17 protein-coding genes are annotated in these 17647 nt (G+C 32.0%); 6 read left to right on the top strand and 11 right to left on the bottom strand.

Features of this window, described 5'->3' with window-relative positions:
* Nucleotides 1–64 precede the first annotated feature (64 nt).
* A complete protein-coding gene (locus ACWJKS_RS03790) occupies nucleotides 65–1231 on the bottom strand; it encodes a 1-propanol dehydrogenase PduQ (protein WP_462960481.1) in 1167 nt (388 codons plus the stop codon).
* A 426-nt stretch (nucleotides 1232–1657) separates the two neighbouring features.
* On the opposite strand from ACWJKS_RS03790, the gene ACWJKS_RS03785 reads away from it, so the two are divergent.
* Nucleotides 1658–1942, top strand: a complete 285-nt coding sequence (locus ACWJKS_RS03785; protein WP_165411566.1) for a DUF4491 family protein — start codon at nucleotides 1658–1660, stop codon at nucleotides 1940–1942.
* An 80-nt stretch (nucleotides 1943–2022) separates the two neighbouring features.
* Here ACWJKS_RS03785 and ACWJKS_RS03780 read toward each other — a convergent pair whose 3' ends face one another.
* The 4 genes from ACWJKS_RS03780 to ACWJKS_RS03765 form a co-directional block, all read right to left on the bottom strand.
* A complete protein-coding gene (locus ACWJKS_RS03780) occupies nucleotides 2023–2817 on the bottom strand; it encodes an ABC transporter ATP-binding protein (protein WP_165411565.1) in 795 nt (264 codons plus the stop codon).
* Nucleotides 2801–3694: an ABC transporter permease gene (locus tag ACWJKS_RS03775; RefSeq protein WP_165411564.1), complete on the bottom strand. Its 894-nt coding sequence runs from the start codon at nucleotides 3692–3694 to the stop codon at nucleotides 2801–2803. Before ACWJKS_RS03775 ends, ACWJKS_RS03780 begins: the two co-directional genes overlap by 17 nt.
* Nucleotides 3694–4704 carry an ABC transporter substrate-binding protein gene (locus ACWJKS_RS03770; protein WP_462960480.1) on the bottom strand — a complete coding sequence of 337 codons (1011 nt, stop codon included), beginning with the start codon at nucleotides 4702–4704 and terminating at the stop codon, nucleotides 3694–3696. The genes ACWJKS_RS03775 and ACWJKS_RS03770 overlap by 1 nt, the downstream gene beginning before the upstream one ends.
* A gap of 386 nt (nucleotides 4705–5090) precedes the next feature.
* Nucleotides 5091–5510 (bottom strand): HutP family protein, encoded by a 420-nt coding sequence (locus ACWJKS_RS03765; RefSeq protein ID WP_165411619.1) that lies wholly within the window; start codon nucleotides 5508–5510, stop codon nucleotides 5091–5093.
* 204 nt (nucleotides 5511–5714) lie between these two features.
* Between ACWJKS_RS03765 and ACWJKS_RS03760 the strand changes: the two genes are divergently transcribed.
* Complete coding sequence (locus tag ACWJKS_RS03760; protein WP_165411562.1) at nucleotides 5715–6275, top strand: TetR/AcrR family transcriptional regulator C-terminal domain-containing protein; 561 nt, start codon at nucleotides 5715–5717, stop codon at nucleotides 6273–6275.
* 140 nt (nucleotides 6276–6415) lie between these two features.
* On the opposite strand, the gene ACWJKS_RS03755 is transcribed toward ACWJKS_RS03760, so the two are convergent.
* Entirely contained in the window at nucleotides 6416–8113 is a 1698-nt protein-coding gene (locus ACWJKS_RS03755; protein WP_165411561.1) for an oleate hydratase, read from the bottom strand.
* A 591-nt stretch (nucleotides 8114–8704) separates the two neighbouring features.
* Here ACWJKS_RS03755 and ACWJKS_RS03750 point away from each other — a divergent pair.
* The 4 genes from ACWJKS_RS03750 (at nucleotide 8705) to ACWJKS_RS03735 (ending at nucleotide 12761) form a co-directional block, all read left to right on the top strand.
* Complete coding sequence (locus ACWJKS_RS03750) at nucleotides 8705–10027, top strand: ABC transporter substrate-binding protein (RefSeq protein ID WP_462960479.1); 1323 nt, start codon at nucleotides 8705–8707, stop codon at nucleotides 10025–10027.
* 94 nt (nucleotides 10028–10121) lie between these two features.
* Nucleotides 10122–10985, top strand: coding sequence for a carbohydrate ABC transporter permease (locus ACWJKS_RS03745; protein ID WP_462960478.1), 864 nt, complete (start codon nucleotides 10122–10124; stop codon nucleotides 10983–10985).
* Complete coding sequence (locus ACWJKS_RS03740) at nucleotides 10982–11815, top strand: carbohydrate ABC transporter permease (RefSeq protein ID WP_462960477.1); 834 nt, start codon at nucleotides 10982–10984, stop codon at nucleotides 11813–11815. The genes ACWJKS_RS03745 and ACWJKS_RS03740 overlap by 4 nt, the downstream gene beginning before the upstream one ends.
* Before the next feature lie 277 nt (nucleotides 11816–12092).
* On the top strand, nucleotides 12093–12761 hold the full coding sequence (locus tag ACWJKS_RS03735; protein ID WP_462959342.1) for a DUF4397 domain-containing protein: 669 nt from the start codon (nucleotides 12093–12095) through the stop codon (nucleotides 12759–12761).
* Between the two features lie 86 nt (nucleotides 12762–12847).
* On the opposite strand, the gene ACWJKS_RS03730 is transcribed toward ACWJKS_RS03735, so the two are convergent.
* The 5 genes from ACWJKS_RS03730 to ACWJKS_RS03710 are packed head-to-tail and all read right to left on the bottom strand — an operon-like array spanning nucleotide 12848 to nucleotide 17543.
* A complete protein-coding gene (locus tag ACWJKS_RS03730; RefSeq protein WP_462960476.1) occupies nucleotides 12848–14164 on the bottom strand; it encodes a S8 family serine peptidase in 1317 nt (438 codons plus the stop codon).
* An 18-nt stretch (nucleotides 14165–14182) separates the two neighbouring features.
* Complete coding sequence (locus tag ACWJKS_RS03725; RefSeq protein WP_462960475.1) at nucleotides 14183–15217, bottom strand: hypothetical protein; 1035 nt, start codon at nucleotides 15215–15217, stop codon at nucleotides 14183–14185.
* A gap of 35 nt (nucleotides 15218–15252) precedes the next feature.
* Complete coding sequence (locus ACWJKS_RS03720; RefSeq protein WP_462960474.1) at nucleotides 15253–16359, bottom strand: ABC transporter permease subunit; 1107 nt, start codon at nucleotides 16357–16359, stop codon at nucleotides 15253–15255.
* Nucleotides 16343–17227, bottom strand: coding sequence for an ABC transporter ATP-binding protein (locus ACWJKS_RS03715; RefSeq protein WP_462960473.1), 885 nt, complete (start codon nucleotides 17225–17227; stop codon nucleotides 16343–16345). The genes ACWJKS_RS03720 and ACWJKS_RS03715 overlap by 17 nt, the downstream gene beginning before the upstream one ends.
* Nucleotides 17211–17543 (bottom strand): hypothetical protein, encoded by a 333-nt coding sequence (locus ACWJKS_RS03710; protein ID WP_462960472.1) that lies wholly within the window; start codon nucleotides 17541–17543, stop codon nucleotides 17211–17213. The genes ACWJKS_RS03715 and ACWJKS_RS03710 overlap by 17 nt, the downstream gene beginning before the upstream one ends.
* Nucleotides 17544–17647 lie beyond the last annotated feature (104 nt).

Below are 17647 nucleotides of genomic sequence, written 5' to 3'. Positions count from 1 at the left end.
ATTAATATGGAAAACGTTTTTAATATTGTTAATTTTTCCGTGCTATTTATATCAATGTGACCTATTATTTTTTATCAAAAACCCTTTCAAATAAAGCTATTATTTCCTCTATATTAGGTACTCGTGGATTCGTTTCAGTACATCTATCCTCTATAGCTATTAGGGCCATTTGTGAAACTTCTTTTTTAAAATCATCTGCCTTTATCCCTGTTTCTTTTAGCGATGTAGGCATATTTAATTCATTTAAAAGCTTATTTATAGCTGCTATTAGACTTTTTACCCCTTGTCTAACATTTGATGATGGCAATCCTAATATTTTGGATATTTCTGAATATCTTTTAGCAGCCTTTGTATAATCATTTGAATTAAAACCTTTTAAATCTGCATTGTATTCTATTACATATGGCAGTAATATAGCATTAGTTTTTCCATGAGACACATGAAATCTTCCACCAACAATATGTGCCATTCCATGATTTAACCCTAGTGATGCATTATTAAAAGCTATCCCTGCTATACAAGAAGCATTGTGCATTTTTTTTCTTGCGTCTAAATCATTACCATTCTTATAAGCTCTCATTAAATTTTCAAAAACCAATTTTATAGATTTTTCTGCTAATGCATCTGTATAATCTGTTGCTTTAGTAGATACATAAGCTTCTATAGCATGGGTTAGTACATCCATTCCTGTATCTCCTGTTATAAAATTTGGCACAGTTGTAACAAGTTCTGCATCTAATATAGCTTCGTCAGGTAGTAGTTCATCTGATACTAAAGGATATTTTATATTCTTACTTTTATCTGTAATCACAGAAAAACTTGTAACCTCTGAACCTGTGCCACTAGTTGTAGGTATAGCTATAAATTTAATTTTTTTATTATTCACGCCACGATCCATACGATCATGTATCTTAGAACTAAAAGAACATATTGCTTTTGCTGCATCTATAGCAGAACCTCCACCTAGAGCTATTACTACTTCTGGATTAAATTTCATCATAACCTCTATACCTTTTACCACAACTTCGATTGGTGGGTCTGGTACAATATCTGAAAATACCATATACTGAATGTCACCCTTCGAAACTTCATTAGTAATCTTGTTTATGGCACCTGACTTTACCATAAAAGGGTCTGTAACTATAAATGCCCTTTTACAATCAAGTTGATTTAATCTTTCTAATGAACCGTCTCCAAAATATATCTGCGTTTTAATGTTAAAACTTTCCATTAATATTCTCCTTTCAGAATTAAATCATCTCCTGCGGAGCTGAAACAGCTTCGCGGAAGCTGCATTGACGACTTCAGAAGGAGATTTATACACCCACTGAAGTTTTCTATTTGTTATAGTACGTAGTTCCCGCTTATAGAAGTGGGAGTCTTTGCTTCTAAACTGTCGTTAAATAAAAAAGCGCCATAGGAATCAATTCCCACGGAGCCTCAATGCTCATTTAATACACTTCATTGTGCATAATTAAAAATATAAAATTATGTTATCACTTAAATTCTATATTTTTAATTATAATATGTCAAGGATTAATAATATTACATTTTTTGTTAGTAAAAACGAATTAGGTGAGGAAGATGTTTTTATATGATACTATATATACAACAACAATAGTGTTAACACTATTCAGAATGCTTAGGAGGTCTTATAATGAATTTTCATGGAATTTTTATTGGCATTGCTGCCTTTCTTATTATTGGAGTTTTTCATCCTATAGTAATTAAAGGAGAATACTATTTTGGTAAAAAAATATGGCCTGTATTTTTAATTTTAGGAATTGTTTTTGTGCTTATCTCCTTGTATATTAAAAATACTACACTATCAGCTATAGTAGGGGTAGCTGGTTTCTCATGCATTTGGAGTATTCATGAAATTATAGAGCAAGAAGAAAGAGTTAAAAAAGGATGGTTTCCAAAAAAAACAAATAGGAAATAACTAAAACTACCCTGCAGGATAGACTTTTTTAAAATTGTCTACTCTATAGGGTACATTTTAGTTAGTTCCTTGCTAAAATTTTATGAAAAAGCCACTTCATCACTTATAAAGTCATTGGAATTTTTGTTGTTAAATCTGTCTAAAAGTTTGGGTATAGTCAAACTTTTCTTTTCTTCTCCGCTGATATCTAAAACTATTTCTCCACCATGAAGCATTATCAGCCTATTTCCTATATCTATGGCATAATTTAAATTATGAGTTATCATAAGTGTAGTTATATTTTTTTCACTAACTGTATTTTTAGTTAATTTTATTATATTTTCAGAAGTCTTTGGATCTAAGGCTGCGGTATGCTCATCTAAAAGCAATAAATCAGGATTAGATATAGTTGATATAAGTAGTGACAAAGCTTGTCTTTGACCACCTGATAATAAACCAACCTTTTTATTTAAGTTATTTTCAAGACCCAAAGAAAGTCTGGATAATGATTCCTTAAATAATTCTAAATTTTTATTGTTAATGCCAGGAGTTAATCCAAATTTACTCCCTTTATTATAAGCCATTGATAAATTTTCTAATATGGACATAGAAGGAGAAGTACCTAAAGTTGGATCTTGGAATACCCTTCCTATAAATTTTGTTCTTTTATGTTCTGGAAGCGATGAGATATTTCTTCCATTTAAACAAATAGAACCCTTGTCAGGTAATATTGAACCAGATATTAAATTTAATAGAGATGATTTGCCGGCACCATTGCTACCTATTACAGTAATAAAATCTCCCTTGTTTAAATGAAGGTTCAAATTATTAAATATAACTTTTTCATTTATTGTATCCTTGTTAAAAACCTTTTGAAGATTATTTATCTGAAGCAATTGGAACACCTCCTGACTTAAATTTCTTTAACATTTTAAAACTTAAATTAACCTTTCTCCCATTTAAGGACAAAGCAAATATAACAATTATACAAGTTATAAGTTTTAAATCTGTTGGAGGTAACCCTAAGTTTAAAGCAAGAGATATACTGCCTTTATATAATATTGAACCTAAAATTGCAGTAGTCGTTGGAAGCATCCATGAAGTTTTTTTGAAAATAGCTTCTCCTAATATAACAGACGCTAGACCCATAACTATAATTCCAGTTCCCATGCCTACATCAGAAAATCTTTGATATTGAGCCATCATAGAACCAGAAACTGCTACAAGACCATTTGAAAGCATAAGACCAAGTATTTTGATAGTCCCTATATCAATTCCTAAGGAAGTTACCATTTGAGAATTATCTCCTGTAGCTCTTAATATAAACCCTAGTTTTGTATTCAAAAACAAATCTAAAACTATCTTAGCTAAAATAGCAAATAAAGCAATTATGATTACTGGAGAAATATCATTAGAAAAAATAGTGCTTTGTGAAAATAATGGCACATTAGCTTTACCCATTATCCTAAGATTTATAGAATAAAGTCCTATCATAACTAAAATACCTGAAAGTAAATTTGTTATTTTAAGCTTCACATGAAGTATCCCAGTAATTCCTCCGGCCATTATGCCTGAAATAAAAGCTAAAATTAGTGATATAAAAGGATTTACACCTTTTACTAATGCGGCTGCTGTAACTGCAGCGCCTAATGCAAAAGTTCCATCTACAGATAAATCGGGAAAATCTAATATTCTATAAGTTATATAAACTCCTATAGCCATTATTGCAAAAATAAATCCTTGTTCTAGTATGTTTATAATAAGGCCATCCATTACTTAGCACCGCCCTTAACTATCACTGCTTTTGCCACTAAATCACTTGGTATAGTAATTTTAAGTTTGCTTGCCGTATCTTCATTTATGGTAAGTGTTGATTCCTTTAAAGTTTGTATAGGCATATCATTTGGCTTTTTACCATTTATGATATCTACTGCCATAAGACCTGTCTCAAAACCAAGTTTATAGTAGTCTATACCTTCTGTAGCTAATGCACCAGCATCTACATGGGCTTTTTCAGCGCCTATTATAGGGATTCCTTTTTCAATGGATTTTAAGCTGATGAGGGGCATTGAAGATGCTACTAAGTTATCAGTTGTTGTATATAAAACATCAATTCTAGGAAGCAATGAAGCTAATGCTTGAGATATATCGTTAGAACTTGAAATCCCCACAGCTATTATTTCTAAATTCATCTTTGAACCTTGATTTTTTGCCATTTCTACTTGAATTTCTGAATTTGCTTCACTTGTATTATATAATATACCTACCTTTTTACAGTTAGGTTTTAGTATTTTTATTAACTGAAATTGTTTATCCATAGGCAATTCATCACTAGTGCCTGTAACATTTGTATCGGGTTTGTTTAGAGATTTTACCAGACCTGATTTTACAGGATCACTTACAGCAGTTATAAGTATAGGAATACTTTTAGTACTGTTATATGCTACCTGTGCGCAAGGCGTTGCTATAGCATATATTAAATCCTTTTTAGTTGAAGTGAAATTGCTTGCAATAGTTTGAGCTGTTGGAATATCGCCTTGAGCATTTTGAAAGTCTATTTTTATTTTTTCACCATCTATAAACCCCTTAGAACTAAGAGCATCTATAAATCCTTTGTGAGCTTTGTCTAGTGCGGGATGTTCTACAAGTTGAATTATTCCAATACTTGTCACCTTACCAGAATTACCTTTACTTTTTGTTTTAGCAGTCGAACAACCTGCTAAAACTGAGGCACCTAAAAACAACGTGCCAATTACACATAATAATCTCTTTTTCGCTACCATACTACCATCCTCCTAAAATATTTAATTATAAAAATAAAAGCTACTATTAAATCATCTCCTGCGGAGTCATCTCCTGCGGAGCTGCAATATTAATGACTTCAGAAGGAGCTTTATACTCCCGCAAGAATTTTTTCTTTGTTATAGTATAGAACTCCCACTTATAATAGTTGGAGACTTTCCTTCTGAAATGTCATTAATTTTATAGTTATCTTTATTTACGTCTTAATCCCTACCATTATTACACTACCATACTACCATACTACATGCTACAAAATACCTTAACTACATTATCATTCTATGTTAAATTTTTTATTAATCTTATAGCATTTTTTTCAAATTGTCAATATATTTCTAAAATATTAGATTTTTAAATTATAAAATTTCAGTTAATAAATATCAGGTATAGAACGATGTGAAAGTCCTATTACAACTTCATTCAAATGGAGCAAACCTATACTTAAAAATATACATACACTTATATGTTCACCAGATCTCGCTATTCCCATTTTCCCACCTACATTTAATCCGTTAGCTTTAGGTGCAACCTGGGCTAAAGCATCTTTAGTAGCACCAGCTACAGCACCCTCATGAACATGACACTCCTTTATAAGTCCACCTCTTTTGGAGGCTACAATAGCACTTTCAATTACCTTTGTAGTAAATGCAGAAAAATTACCTCCAATATCTATTGCGGCAACTAATATTCCTTTTTCTTTGTAAGCTGCGATAAATTTTTCTTCACTAGCTCTTGGACATAGGGACATTTTCACAGAAATTTTAGCAATATCTGTACTTTTATGATCCATAAGTATCACCTCTAAATTAATATTTTTCACTTTTAGTATAACATATATCATACTTGCATCCAAAAGTTTTATCATTTTATATTCTTTAGGCTACGAACATGATTCCGTAGGATATAACTAAATCCAGCTCCTTACTACCTCATTGACTAACTCCTTCATTATAAATATAATATATATAATGCGCAGGGAAAGGAGCTGTAATGTATGTCTCAAACCACAAAAAAAGCTTTAGCATCATCATTGAAAAAACTAATGAATACTACTCCATTAACAAAAATTACAATTAATGATATTGTTAACGACTGTGGAGTAAATCGCCGTACATTCTACTATCACTTTCAAGATATCTATGCACTTTTAGAGTGGGTTTTTGAAACTGAAGTTGCTAGTGTCATGGCAGAAAATAAAACGTATCAAACATGGCAACAGGGATTTTTGCAAATATTTCTCTATTTAGATCAAAATAATAAAATGGTGTTAAATACCTATAATTCCGTTGGGCGTGAGTATTTGGAAACCCATTTATACAATGCAGTGTACACTCTTGTCTTTAATGTTGTTGATGAGATCGCCGTGGACATGAAAATTTGGGAAGAAAAAAAAGAATTTATAGTTAATTTTTATAAATTTGCATTTGTAGGGTTATTGCTTGATTGGATAAGAGCAAGGATGGTTAAAAATCCAGAACAACTTATCGCCGATCTCAATAATGTAATAAGTGGCGATATACATAGAGCGTTGTTAAAATGCAAAATACAAAAATAGTAAACAATTTTACCAACCATACTGTCACTGATAGTATAGTTATTTAAACGTCAGAAATTGTATGTGGTAGTTATTATAAAAATATTTATAAAAAAAAGAACAAGGAGGAATTAAATTTCTCCTGGTTCTCTTTTTTATATTTAAATTAACCCTTCAAGTGTTGTGTTTTTCAAAAGCTTTTTCACAATCATCTCAGCGGGGAGAGGACGTCCACTATATAATGTCTTTGTTGCCGCAGCAATCACGCGAACATCGTATTTAGTGGGATATACATCCGGTACTTCTTTCTCAAGATTAAGTAGCGTATAAACCGCCATCATAGCTGAACGAATGGAATATTCAACTGTGAATACACAATCATCTGCAACTTCTGCAAATTGTCCTAAAAAGGCAAGATTGTTGCTGCCTTTCGGAATAACGTCAGGACGATCACCCTTGACACGTGGCATAAACTGACTGGTTGTATAAGGCATCATGCAAGGGATAACATTAACGTTTTTAAGGATTTCTGGTATTTCATCTTTCTTACCCATATGGTATAAAAGCTCCGTTACAAGTTCTTCACCAGTGCAATCGCACATTCTCTTTTTTACAAAATCTCCAACATTGTCAGGGAAAAGACCATAAGCCCATAGTACCAATACATTTTTAGGTTGGTCAATAAAGTGAGGCTGTCTATTACAAGTTACGCTCAAAAGCCAGCTTGAATCTTTGATAGTTATAATACCTCCTGTAACAGTTTTCCCGGAATATGGGTCATTACCGGTTAATTCCTTAAGAAGATCTGCTATTTTAGGATCCGCGCTAGTTATAGTAAAAGATTCCCATTTGCTTTTGTCTATGTCACTACAAAAAACTTCTGGTTTTCCAAATGAAGGATCTTTCTTAGCTATGTTTTTCCATAGATCCCAGCAACCTCCTGTTCCACGATTAATTGTTGCAGGCTCGTGCATACTTCCAATCGTAGAATTTTCTGTCATAGATCCATTGGTAACAAATACCAAATCATTCTCGGTTGTATGAATTATTTCTTCCTTGCCATTATGCAACAGTCGAATGGCCGTAACAGTTTTTTTATCAGTTTCTATATCAATATCCAAATCTGTAACCTGTGCATTTAGGTTAATGACTACATTTTTAGATTGCAACCATTTTTCCAAAGGAAGAATCATAGACTCATACTGGTTGTACTTTGGAAACATAATGTTTTTCATATGGCTCATTCCAGGAAGCAAGTGCATAAAACGTTGCATATATCGTTTCATTTCCACAACGCTGTGCCAATTTTCAAATGCAAACATAGAGCTCCAGAAGCACCACATATTAGTTTCTAAAAAAGATGGGTGAAAATACTGCTCAACAGTTGTGGCTCCCAAATTTTCTTCGGTTGCAAGAAGAAGCATAGTAAGCTGCTTAATATGAAGATCGTTTAATCCAAGAGAGGAAAAATCGGCCTTTTCACCACAGTTATGAAGTAACCTACAAGTCGATTCGTTAGGGTCAGCCATATTTAGCTCTCGAAATTCGTCCAAAACAGTTCGATTAGGGGCGCTTAGAGAAGGAACCGCGCTAAATAAATCCCAACAACACTCATAATGTTCTTCCATTTCGCGTCCACCGCGAACAACGTAACCGTCCTTTGCGTTTCCAGCTCCATCCATACTACCACCGATAATATGTGCTTGTTCTAAAATAGTGATATTTTTACCATCCATATGACCATCTCGAATTAAGTATGCAGCAGCCGCAAGAGAGGCTATACCCCCTCCGACTAAATATGCTTTTTTGTTTTCAATGCCTTCTGGCTTTAAAGTATTAATATTCCGAAAATTCCCCATAAATATTCATCCCCCTAAATGTTAATTAATTCATACGTCTACTAAGTAATTTACTACAACTACAGAAAAAAACAAATCATCAATCTTCAACGAATGTGCAATTTTGCAATAAAATCATAATTTTGTGCAATAAATTCAGAATCAAGCATAATTCTCCATTAAATCTAAAATTTATTATTTTTCATACAAATCACCTCTACTCTTCTTATTTTTGAGTTCTAATAAATACGATACTAAATGCTAACAAAATTAGGTTTATAATTACTAAAATCACTCCTCATTGACCATACTTGAAATATTGGAACGCTCTCTTAAATACCATAGTTATAGGGCCCTGAAACTTCACCAGTGGTAGTTATAATAAAAGCTCAGCAATGTACTGATATCCACGAAATGGCTGTCACTTATCAAAAAAATTTATTAGAATAATATCAGTAGAAATGTTATATTTTCTCTTTTAGTATTTACTAAAATACTGAAAGAAAAAAATAAAATTACTATATTGACAATATTCTCTAAATGGTTTATTATAATGTTTAAGCAAACGATTGCATAGATAAGATTCAATTAGAAAATAGGGGGGGCTTAATAATGAAGAACACAAAAAAGCTTATAGCAGTTGCATGTACAGTTGCTATAATGACAGGTATGTTGTCTGGTTGTAGTAAAAGTACAGATCCTGCTGCTTCAAAGGCGGTAGGCAAGGACGTCGTAGTGGACATATTCCAATTTAAAGTTGAAGCTAAGGATGCTCTTGAAAAAGCTACAAAAGAATACATGGCATTAAATAAAAATGTTAAAATTAATGTACAAACAGTTGGTGGTGGAGAAGACTACGGTGCGGCATTAAAATCTAAATTTGCATCAGGACAAGAACCAACAATATACAATATTGGAGGAACTCAAGATGTCCTTGACTGGAAGGCTAAACTTCAAGATTTATCAAGCGAACCATGGGTATCACAAGCTTACCCAGGAACTTTAGATGCTGTAAAGATGGATGGTAAACTTTATGGTATGCCGTTTAACCAAGAAGGATCTGGACTTATTTACAATAAAACAATATTCACAAAAGCAGGAATTGATGCTTCAAAAATCAAAACATATGCAGATTTAAAAGCCGCATCGAAAACGTTGGATTCAAAGAAGAAAGAATTAAAGCTAGATGCAGTATTTGCTTTACCTGGCAAGGAAACTTGGGTAACAGGATTGCATTTATCTAACGTTGCTTTTGCAAATGAATTTCCAACAGTTGTAGATGCATTTAATGCAAAAGAAATAACATTCAAACAAAATGAGCCATTAAAGAAACTATTAGATCTTCAAATTAAATATGCTTATAAGCCAGATGGTACTAATAAATCAATTAACAGCGTGGACTATTCTACTCAAGTTGAAAAAATGTTCTCTATGAGTAAAGTAGCAATAATTCAACAAGGAAACTGGGCTTTTGGATCAATAGATGGTATCGATCCAGAATTGTCCAAAAATATTGGTATATTACCAATGCCTTTAGATGGCGTTAAAGAAGGTTGTATCCAAGTTGGAGTACCTATGTATTGGGCTATTAACAGTTCAAAAGATGATGGAGCTAAGAAAGCTGCTGCAGACTTCTTAAACTGGTTATATACTTCAGACAGAGGTAAAGAAATGATCATTAAAGACTTTAAGTTTATACCAGCTTTCAAAGGTTATGACGGTCAAAACTTACAACCAACAGATGCACTAGGTAAAGAAGTACTTAGATACGTAAACGAAGGAAAAACAATTCCATGGGTATTTATGGGATATCCTACTGCATGGGGTATGGAAAAATTCGGAACAGACGTTCAAAAATATATTGCTGGCACCATCACATGGGATAAATTAGTAGATAATATGAAAACGACCTGGTCAGCAGCAAGAAAAAAATAATGAATATGATTTAAGGTTTCAAAATCCTGGGAAAGTTCAAATCTGTTCCAGGATTTTATTAATATCAAGCTAATGTACGAAAGGAGATACTGTAATGAAAAAAAATAATGCGTCATTTTGGATGTTTGTAGGTCCAATTTTAGCTGTGTTCACTATAGTTTTGATCATACCATTGCTTTTTGGAGTTTACTATTCTTTTACAGACTGGAATGGAATTGCATCCGATATAAGTTGGATCGGATTTGCAAACTACGTCTCTGCATTTAAGGATGAGACTTTCCTTGCTTCATTCTTATTTACAGCTAAATTTACTATAGTTTCAGTTGTTGTAATAAATTGTATTGGATTTGGCCTCGCTTTACTTGTAACAACTGGTATGAAAAGCAATAATCTACTTAGAACTATATTTTTTATGCCTAACTTGATAGGAGGACTTATACTTGGATTTATTTGGCAGTTTATTTTCACGCAAGTTTTTTCTGGAATTGGAACTATTTTTCATCAGCAATGGTTACTTGGATGGTTATCAGATGGAACTACTGGATTTTATGGATTAGTAATTTTAATGTCATGGCAAATGTCAGGATATTTAATGGTTATTTATGTAGCTGCTCTTCAAAACATACCACCAGAGCTTACGGAAGCAGCTGAGATTGATGGCGCAAATGCATGGCAGAGAATAAAGAATATTACATTCCCTCTAGTAGGACCTGCCTTTACAGTAAGTTTATTTTTAACTTTATCTAATTCCTTTAAACTTTATGACCAAAATTTATCCTTAACTGCAGGTGGTCCTGCAAATTCAACACAGATGCTCTCTATGAATATTTACAACACCGCATTCAAATTTAATCAAATGGGCGTAGCGCAAGCAAAAGCTGTTATATTTTTACTAATAGTTGGTGCGGTTACTTTAACACAAGTATATCTTTCTAAGAAAAATGAGGTGGAAGCATGATAAAAAAAACCAGAAAATTAAATGTAGGTAAACTAGCTCTAGGAGTTATTGGTATTGCCTTAGGCGCATTATTTTTATCACCTTTTTATATCATTATTATCAATTCCCTTAAAACAAAAAAAGAATTATTTGCAAGTGTATTGTCCTTTCCTGAAATATTCACTTTAAATAATTATAAAGAAGCATTTGATAGGTTGCACTATTTAAATGCAATTACTAACTCTTTAACAATAACAATATCTGGTGTTATTGTTATTGCAATATTCGCTTCAATGGCGGGCTGGATGTTAGAGCGGACAAAAACAAAACTGAGCAACGCAATTCTTTTGTTATTTATTTCATCCATGTTAATACCTTTTCAAGCAATCATGTTGCCCCTAGTTAGAATTATGGGTAAATTTAAATTATTGAATATGGGTGGACTCATATTTATGTATCTTGGCTTTGGATCAGCCTTATCCATATTCCTGTATCATGGTTTTGTAAAAGGAATCCCAAAGGAGTTAGATGAAGCTTCCATGTTAGATGGTTGCAACAAATTTCAAACCTTTTGGTATATAATATTTCCTTTGTTAAAACCAATAACTGTTACAGTTTCTATCTTAAATACCGTTTGGATTTGGAATGATTTTTTATTGCCATCCTTAGTTATTAATAGACCAGGAACACAAACATTGCCATTGAGAACTTTCTTTTTCTTTGGTGAATATACCAAACAGTGGAATTTAGCTCTTGCGGGACTAACTCTCGCAATTATTCCAGTTATAATATTTTATTTTTTAGCACAAAAACAAATTATAAAATCTATTGCAGCTGGAAGCATAAAATAATCAGTTTTTCTTTAAATTGTAGATATCTTTAGTGTGAACCAAACTTAGGAATCCATACAATTTCTAAGCTTATTTAAAAATTTCTACATAAATAGCCAACTAATAAATCCCGGAAGATGTTAATTCTCCGGGATTTATTAGTTGGCTATTTATTCAACAGATTCATTCAATAATACGAGTTTTACCATGTGATAGTCGAGTTACAACTAATTTCAGTAACATTCTAGGATTGTTCTTCATATATTAATACAGTAGAAATATTTGAAGGGAGCCTTTTATGTTCTATTGTCCAAACAATTATAATGATCCTTATCCGCTATATAGAGTTACCCCTAAGAATTCTTATTTTAGGATTCTTCATGCTTCACCTAAATCCCCAGCTGTTGATGTATATATTAATGATATGTTAAAATTTAAAAACCTTACTTATGGTGCTTTTACAGATTATATAGAAGTTATGGCTGGAAATTACAATGTAAAATTGTATGCTACAGGTACTAAAACTACACCTGTACTTAATAAAAATATTTTTATTCCGCCTGAAAAAATTTACACCGTTGCAGTTATTGGTCTATTACCTAACATTGAGTTACTACCTATTCCAGAACCTATAGTTATAAATCCTAGTAACAATGCTTATATTAAATTTGCTCATTTATCACCTAATCTTGGTGCTGTAGATGTTGCATTACCAGACGGTAAAATTCTACTTAAAAATATTAAGTACAAACAATTTACTGATTATATAGAAGTCCCTGTTGGAACTTATACTTTAGAAGTTAGACCTACTGGTACCACGACTATTGCTTTATACGTCCCTAATATAAAACTAAAACCTAATCGTTTTTACACTGTTTATGCTGTAGGATTAGCTAACGATATTCCAGGCCTTCAAGCTCTAATTCCTCTTGATGGTAGTTCTTATTTAGATTTACGCGAAGATTAGTTATTGCGTGTTTTTGATAAAAAATATTAAAATTAAAGTTCTAGGATTTGCAAAAATTCCTAGAACTTTATGGTGCGCTAAAATTCTTACTTATCATCCTTTAATGCCTCTATTAGTTTTGTTGGATTTATAAGTTTGCCTGTTTTGGTTTCTTTACCTTCATTCTTTATCTCCATAGTATCACCTGTTTTCAGTGCAGTACTCCAAAATAGATCGGGAGTAATATTGGGTTTTACTTGACAAGAAAGGGCATATAATCCAGCAAGATAAGGTTCTACCGAGCTCCACCCACCTATTCTAGCAAAACTGTAGCCCTTGACATCTTCTGGAATCGCAAAGGTTTTTGAACTCATTGGAACTAATAGCATTTCTTTTGTTGCTAATTCATTATACTTTTCTTCATAATATTTACCAAAACCAGGTATCTCTGCTACGAAAGAAATCCAATTACTCCATTTATGAGGTTTGTAGGAGGATTGTTTCTCTGGATCAGCCATAGGTTCTCTATCAACTCCATAATACCAAAACTTATAATTAGAAGTTTCAAATATATTGGCAGATATAACGAAAATCCCAGCATTTTCGGCTCTTTTCACCGCTTCATTCATTTCCTTATATCCTCTATTATTAGGAGACCATACAGATGAAATTGATAATACTCTTATTTTATCTTTTTCAGAAAGGGTTTTATTAATTTTTACAATTTTATCAACTGCTTTTGCCTCCCATATGAAATCTATTTTCGAATTATTTTCTTTAGTATTAAAATTATAGCAACCAATATAATAAAGATTAGCTTTTGGTGCAACTCCTATTGACTTACCTACAGCTATTGACGTCATTGCAGGCCCGTGCATTGATGCTGCTCCATTGCCATTGATCTCATCATAGAACTTTATCTGATCTTTATATTCTTCATGATCAACTAATAAGGGCTGGTCTATTATAGCAATATTAATTCCTCTACCATCTATACCCTCATTGTTAAGCTTGCTTATTCCTAATCCTTGATTTTTACCAAGCTCCAAAATGGTATCTGGCTTATATTCTTTTGTCATTTTTTTAGGCCATTTAGTATGATTACTAAAAAAGCAATTACTAAGTTGTTCACTATTTTGACTTAGATTAACATTACTTAAGTCACTATGCCGTAAATCAAGATAACCGTTAAAATTTTTCACATCTCCTAAGAACTTTGATTTGTGACCTGTTATTACATTAAGACCACCAATATTTTCTCCGGGTGTAGGAGGATGCCTCACAATATACGTCCCACTTTTAGAAGTAGGAGTATTTTCACTATTAGAGCTTTGTAATGCAGTAGTTACAGCATTATTTTTTGCATTGCAACCTGAAAGCATTAAAACTATAGATAATGCCAACAACAAATATATTTTTCTCATATTTATCCTCCAAATTTCTTAATCTGAAACATCATGATTAATAAATAAGCGCTTAGTCATTAATATACAACTTATTGATGCTACTAACATTACAAAGAATGCTAGGTAAGGATATAATACAGGATATCCCAGTATATTAAACGCTTTAAAGTCTTTATACAAATAATCCGAATAAATGTATCTTATATAATAAAAATCTGTTAAATTCTTTAGCCACTCTGGAAGAATACTTTGAATAATTTCAATTACATTTATAGCTACAACAGCCGCAATTCCAGTGAATGCCGGAATAAGCAAATTTTTAGCTTTTTCAGAAATAACTAAAATGAATAAACCAAGAGCTATACCCGCAGTAAGATTAGTTAGAAATTGAAGAACAAAATGTCCAAACATGCTTAAAGGGAATGCAACACCGCTATAATTACCCACCAGCATACTTATATCGAAAATTGTCTGAAGTGTACATGCAAAACCTGCAATAACAATGATATATACTACCGCTGCTAATATTTTTGCTCTTACTATAGTATTTCTTCCTTTTTTACTACTTAGTATTAGATCATCAACACCAGTTGAATATTCCTCAGAAAATATAGGAGATATTCCAAGTATAATAAGAAACGCAATAAAGCAATATATATCATTTTTTCTAAGAATAGACGGCCATATACTATGGTAACTGATGGCTTCTGGTGATCCTATCTTTTTAAGGTAAGTATATTCTAGGTTCTTTTTCCTATAAGCATAACTACTTATCCCCTTTACTTTTTGAATTTTTGTTATTTCATTTTTTAGTTTAGTAAGCTTCTCTTTGTGATTTGACCACAATATGTTAGGACGAGAAATTGTGCTATATAATATCTCATGCTCCATATTACTTACCATTATTGTACTTTCACCAGTATTAATTGCATTATTATATTTTTTAAATGTATTATTTACATAAGAAAGCTGCGAAGCTTTTAATACAATGAAACCTGCAAGTATCACTATTCCAATAATTACTATCTTCTTTGAAAATATTTTATACAATTCATGTCTTACTAAATCCATAAACTCACCTCCATCTATACTTCAAAAACTGTAATTTAATTAATAACTTCATGTTTTCTAAAAGAGCGCTTTGTAATATATATATAAATCATAGAAAATATTATTAAAGCAATACCACAAGCGAATATATTTATCACAGGTGTCCCAAATATATTATAAGTATTAACCATTTGTAATAAAGCAGAAGGACTTATAAAATAACCATATGAATTTATAAGTCCAAGTTTAGATTGCTCAAGACTCATATTTCCAGCAAGATATTTAGGTATTAGAATTGCTGCAAAACTAACGAAGAACGTTACAAGTAGATTCCTTATACGTGAGGAAAACATTAAAATCAATAACCCGAATGCTAATATCCCTATAAATATCATCAAGAACTTCAATAAATATACCTGAGATATATTTAGCTGATATGGGCTAAAAGAATACATTCCCAAAGCTTGCATCGGGCTATCAAAACCTTCTATATTTCCATAGTATAAAATAGATGATAGAATCGTTGTAATTCCAAATATTAAAACAACAGAAGAAGAATATATACATGAAGCAAGGACCTTTGCAGTAATTATAGTTTTTTTACCATACTTACTGCTTAATATAAGTGCATCCATACCACTCGAGTATTCTTCTGAAAATACTCCTGAAAGTCCCAAACATAAAAGTAGTAGTAAACCAACAGGTATAATATAACTTGTACTTATACGATTAATATTCCCCCAAAAACCTAAGTAATAAGGCTTTTCATTCTCGTTTACTTTTTTATACATATTAAGCTCCATAACCTTTGATTTGTACTCATATCCAGTGATACCACTGGCCTTCATTTCATTTAACTTCTTTTGCAATTCAGCAACATTTTCATCATTATTTGTTTTATATTCCTCTAAGTTAAAAATATTTGTATAGATTGATAATCCCTCTTTTTCTTTTTGTGTAATTTGACTAAGTTTTGTTACATTACCACCAGTTTTATAATATTCTTTGACTAAATTTTTAGCCTCTATCGCTTTATCCCCACCACCTGTCAATATTGTACTTAATATTATAATTGTTACAAACACTGCCAATAAAATTAAAACACTTTTCTTATAATAAATTTTATAAAGCTCATGCTTTATTAAATTAAATAGCTTGCTCATCAGTTTGTTCCTCCTCAAAATAATACATGTATAAATCCTCTAGTCTTGGAACTTCAACTTTCGCTTTAGGTAAAGGTTTTTCATCGCTTATTATTCTTACTTCAATGCCTTTTTCTTTTCTCATTATATTGCCTACTTTAAAATCCTTGTTAAGCTCATTTAGCATATTTTCCTCAACTATAGCGCTCCATACTTTGTTTTCCATATTCTTTAGAATATTATCGATAGAATCTTTTTCAATAAGCTCTCCATCTTTAAGCAGAAGTACTTCCTTTGAAATATATTCTATATCCGAAACAATGTGAGTAGAAAATATTATAATTCTATCCTTTGACATATCTGATATCAAATTTCTGAATCTTATCCGCTCCTTTGGATCAAGTCCTGTGGTAGGTTCATCCAATATAAGAATTTTAGGATCATTTAGTAATGCCTGTGCTATTCCTATTCTTTGTTTCATTCCACCTGAAAATGTTCCCAGCTTTTTTTTGCTAACTGCCTTCAAATTAACAAGTTCAAGCAGTTCGTCAACCTTTCTTTGGGCAGAACGTGTATCAAGTCCCTTCAAGGCTGAAATGTACATAAGAAACCTATGGGCAGTAAAATCCTTATATATACCAAAATTTTGCGGTAAATAACCCAGAATATCCCGATACCTATCTCCCATTACCTTAATATCCTCACCATTAAGAATAACTCTTCCTCCTGTTGGGTTTAAAATATCCGTCATTATTCTCATAAGTGTTGTCTTCCCCGAACCATTAGGACCAAGAAGTCCATACACTCCTGGGGTTAGTTCAACCTTTAGATTTTTAACCGCATATTTGTCTTTGTACTGTTTTGATATGTTTTCAAGCACTAATTTCAATTTGATTTCCCCTCTCAAAAATATTATTATATCTGCTGTGTAAAGCTTTAAGCTGTAGTACTAACATTAATGTACTGATTGATAATATAACCATATATGCAACAGTATCAAGTTGCATAATGGTATTTACAAATTTCTTATCGATGCACATATATAAAATTACCATTGACCAAATTGATACAATCGCAGCTACCGCATAATCTCCTTTGATTTTCATTGCTATCCAAAGTGATACTCCGGAAACCAATGTAAGCGGTGTTAGCCACAGTACTGATAGCTTCCATAGAACCTCAACTATACCTAAAATAGAAGGCAAAGGCGCTAACGCCATAATGGTAATGTATGGATCAATCTGATTAATAGATATAAAATACCCTATAATGAATATTGCGGTACTAATAATTCACTATATATTAGGCT

The sequence above is a fragment of the Clostridium sp. CM038 genome (genome assembly GCF_055081105.1).
This window is presented reverse-complemented; position numbering and strand designations above follow the sequence as displayed.

Coding starts and splice junctions, on each gene's coding strand:
- ACWJKS_RS03790 (WP_462960481.1), bottom strand. CDS start 1,231: ATGGAAAGTTTTAACATTAAAACGCAGATATATTTTGGAGACGGTTCA.
- ACWJKS_RS03785 (WP_165411566.1), top strand. CDS start 1,658: ATGAATTTTCATGGAATTTTTATTGGCATTGCTGCCTTTCTTATTATT.
- ACWJKS_RS03775 (WP_165411564.1), bottom strand. CDS start 3,694: ATGGATGGCCTTATTATAAACATACTAGAACAAGGATTTATTTTTGCA.
- ACWJKS_RS03770 (WP_462960480.1), bottom strand. CDS start 4,704: ATGGTAGCGAAAAAGAGATTATTATGTGTAATTGGCACGTTGTTTTTA.
- ACWJKS_RS03765 (WP_165411619.1), bottom strand. CDS start 5,510: ATGGATCATAAAAGTACAGATATTGCTAAAATTTCTGTGAAAATGTCC.
- ACWJKS_RS03760 (WP_165411562.1), top strand. CDS start 5,715: ATGTCTCAAACCACAAAAAAAGCTTTAGCATCATCATTGAAAAAACTA.
- ACWJKS_RS03755 (WP_165411561.1), bottom strand. CDS start 8,113: ATGGGGAATTTTCGGAATATTAATACTTTAAAGCCAGAAGGCATTGAA.
- ACWJKS_RS03750 (WP_462960479.1), top strand. CDS start 8,705: ATGAAGAACACAAAAAAGCTTATAGCAGTTGCATGTACAGTTGCTATA.
- ACWJKS_RS03745 (WP_462960478.1), top strand. CDS start 10,122: ATGAAAAAAAATAATGCGTCATTTTGGATGTTTGTAGGTCCAATTTTA.
- ACWJKS_RS03740 (WP_462960477.1), top strand. CDS start 10,982: ATGATAAAAAAAACCAGAAAATTAAATGTAGGTAAACTAGCTCTAGGA.
- ACWJKS_RS03735 (WP_462959342.1), top strand. CDS start 12,093: ATGTTCTATTGTCCAAACAATTATAATGATCCTTATCCGCTATATAGA.
- ACWJKS_RS03730 (WP_462960476.1), bottom strand. CDS start 14,164: ATGAGAAAAATATATTTGTTGTTGGCATTATCTATAGTTTTAATGCTT.
- ACWJKS_RS03725 (WP_462960475.1), bottom strand. CDS start 15,217: ATGGATTTAGTAAGACATGAATTGTATAAAATATTTTCAAAGAAGATA.
- ACWJKS_RS03720 (WP_462960474.1), bottom strand. CDS start 16,359: ATGAGCAAGCTATTTAATTTAATAAAGCATGAGCTTTATAAAATTTAT.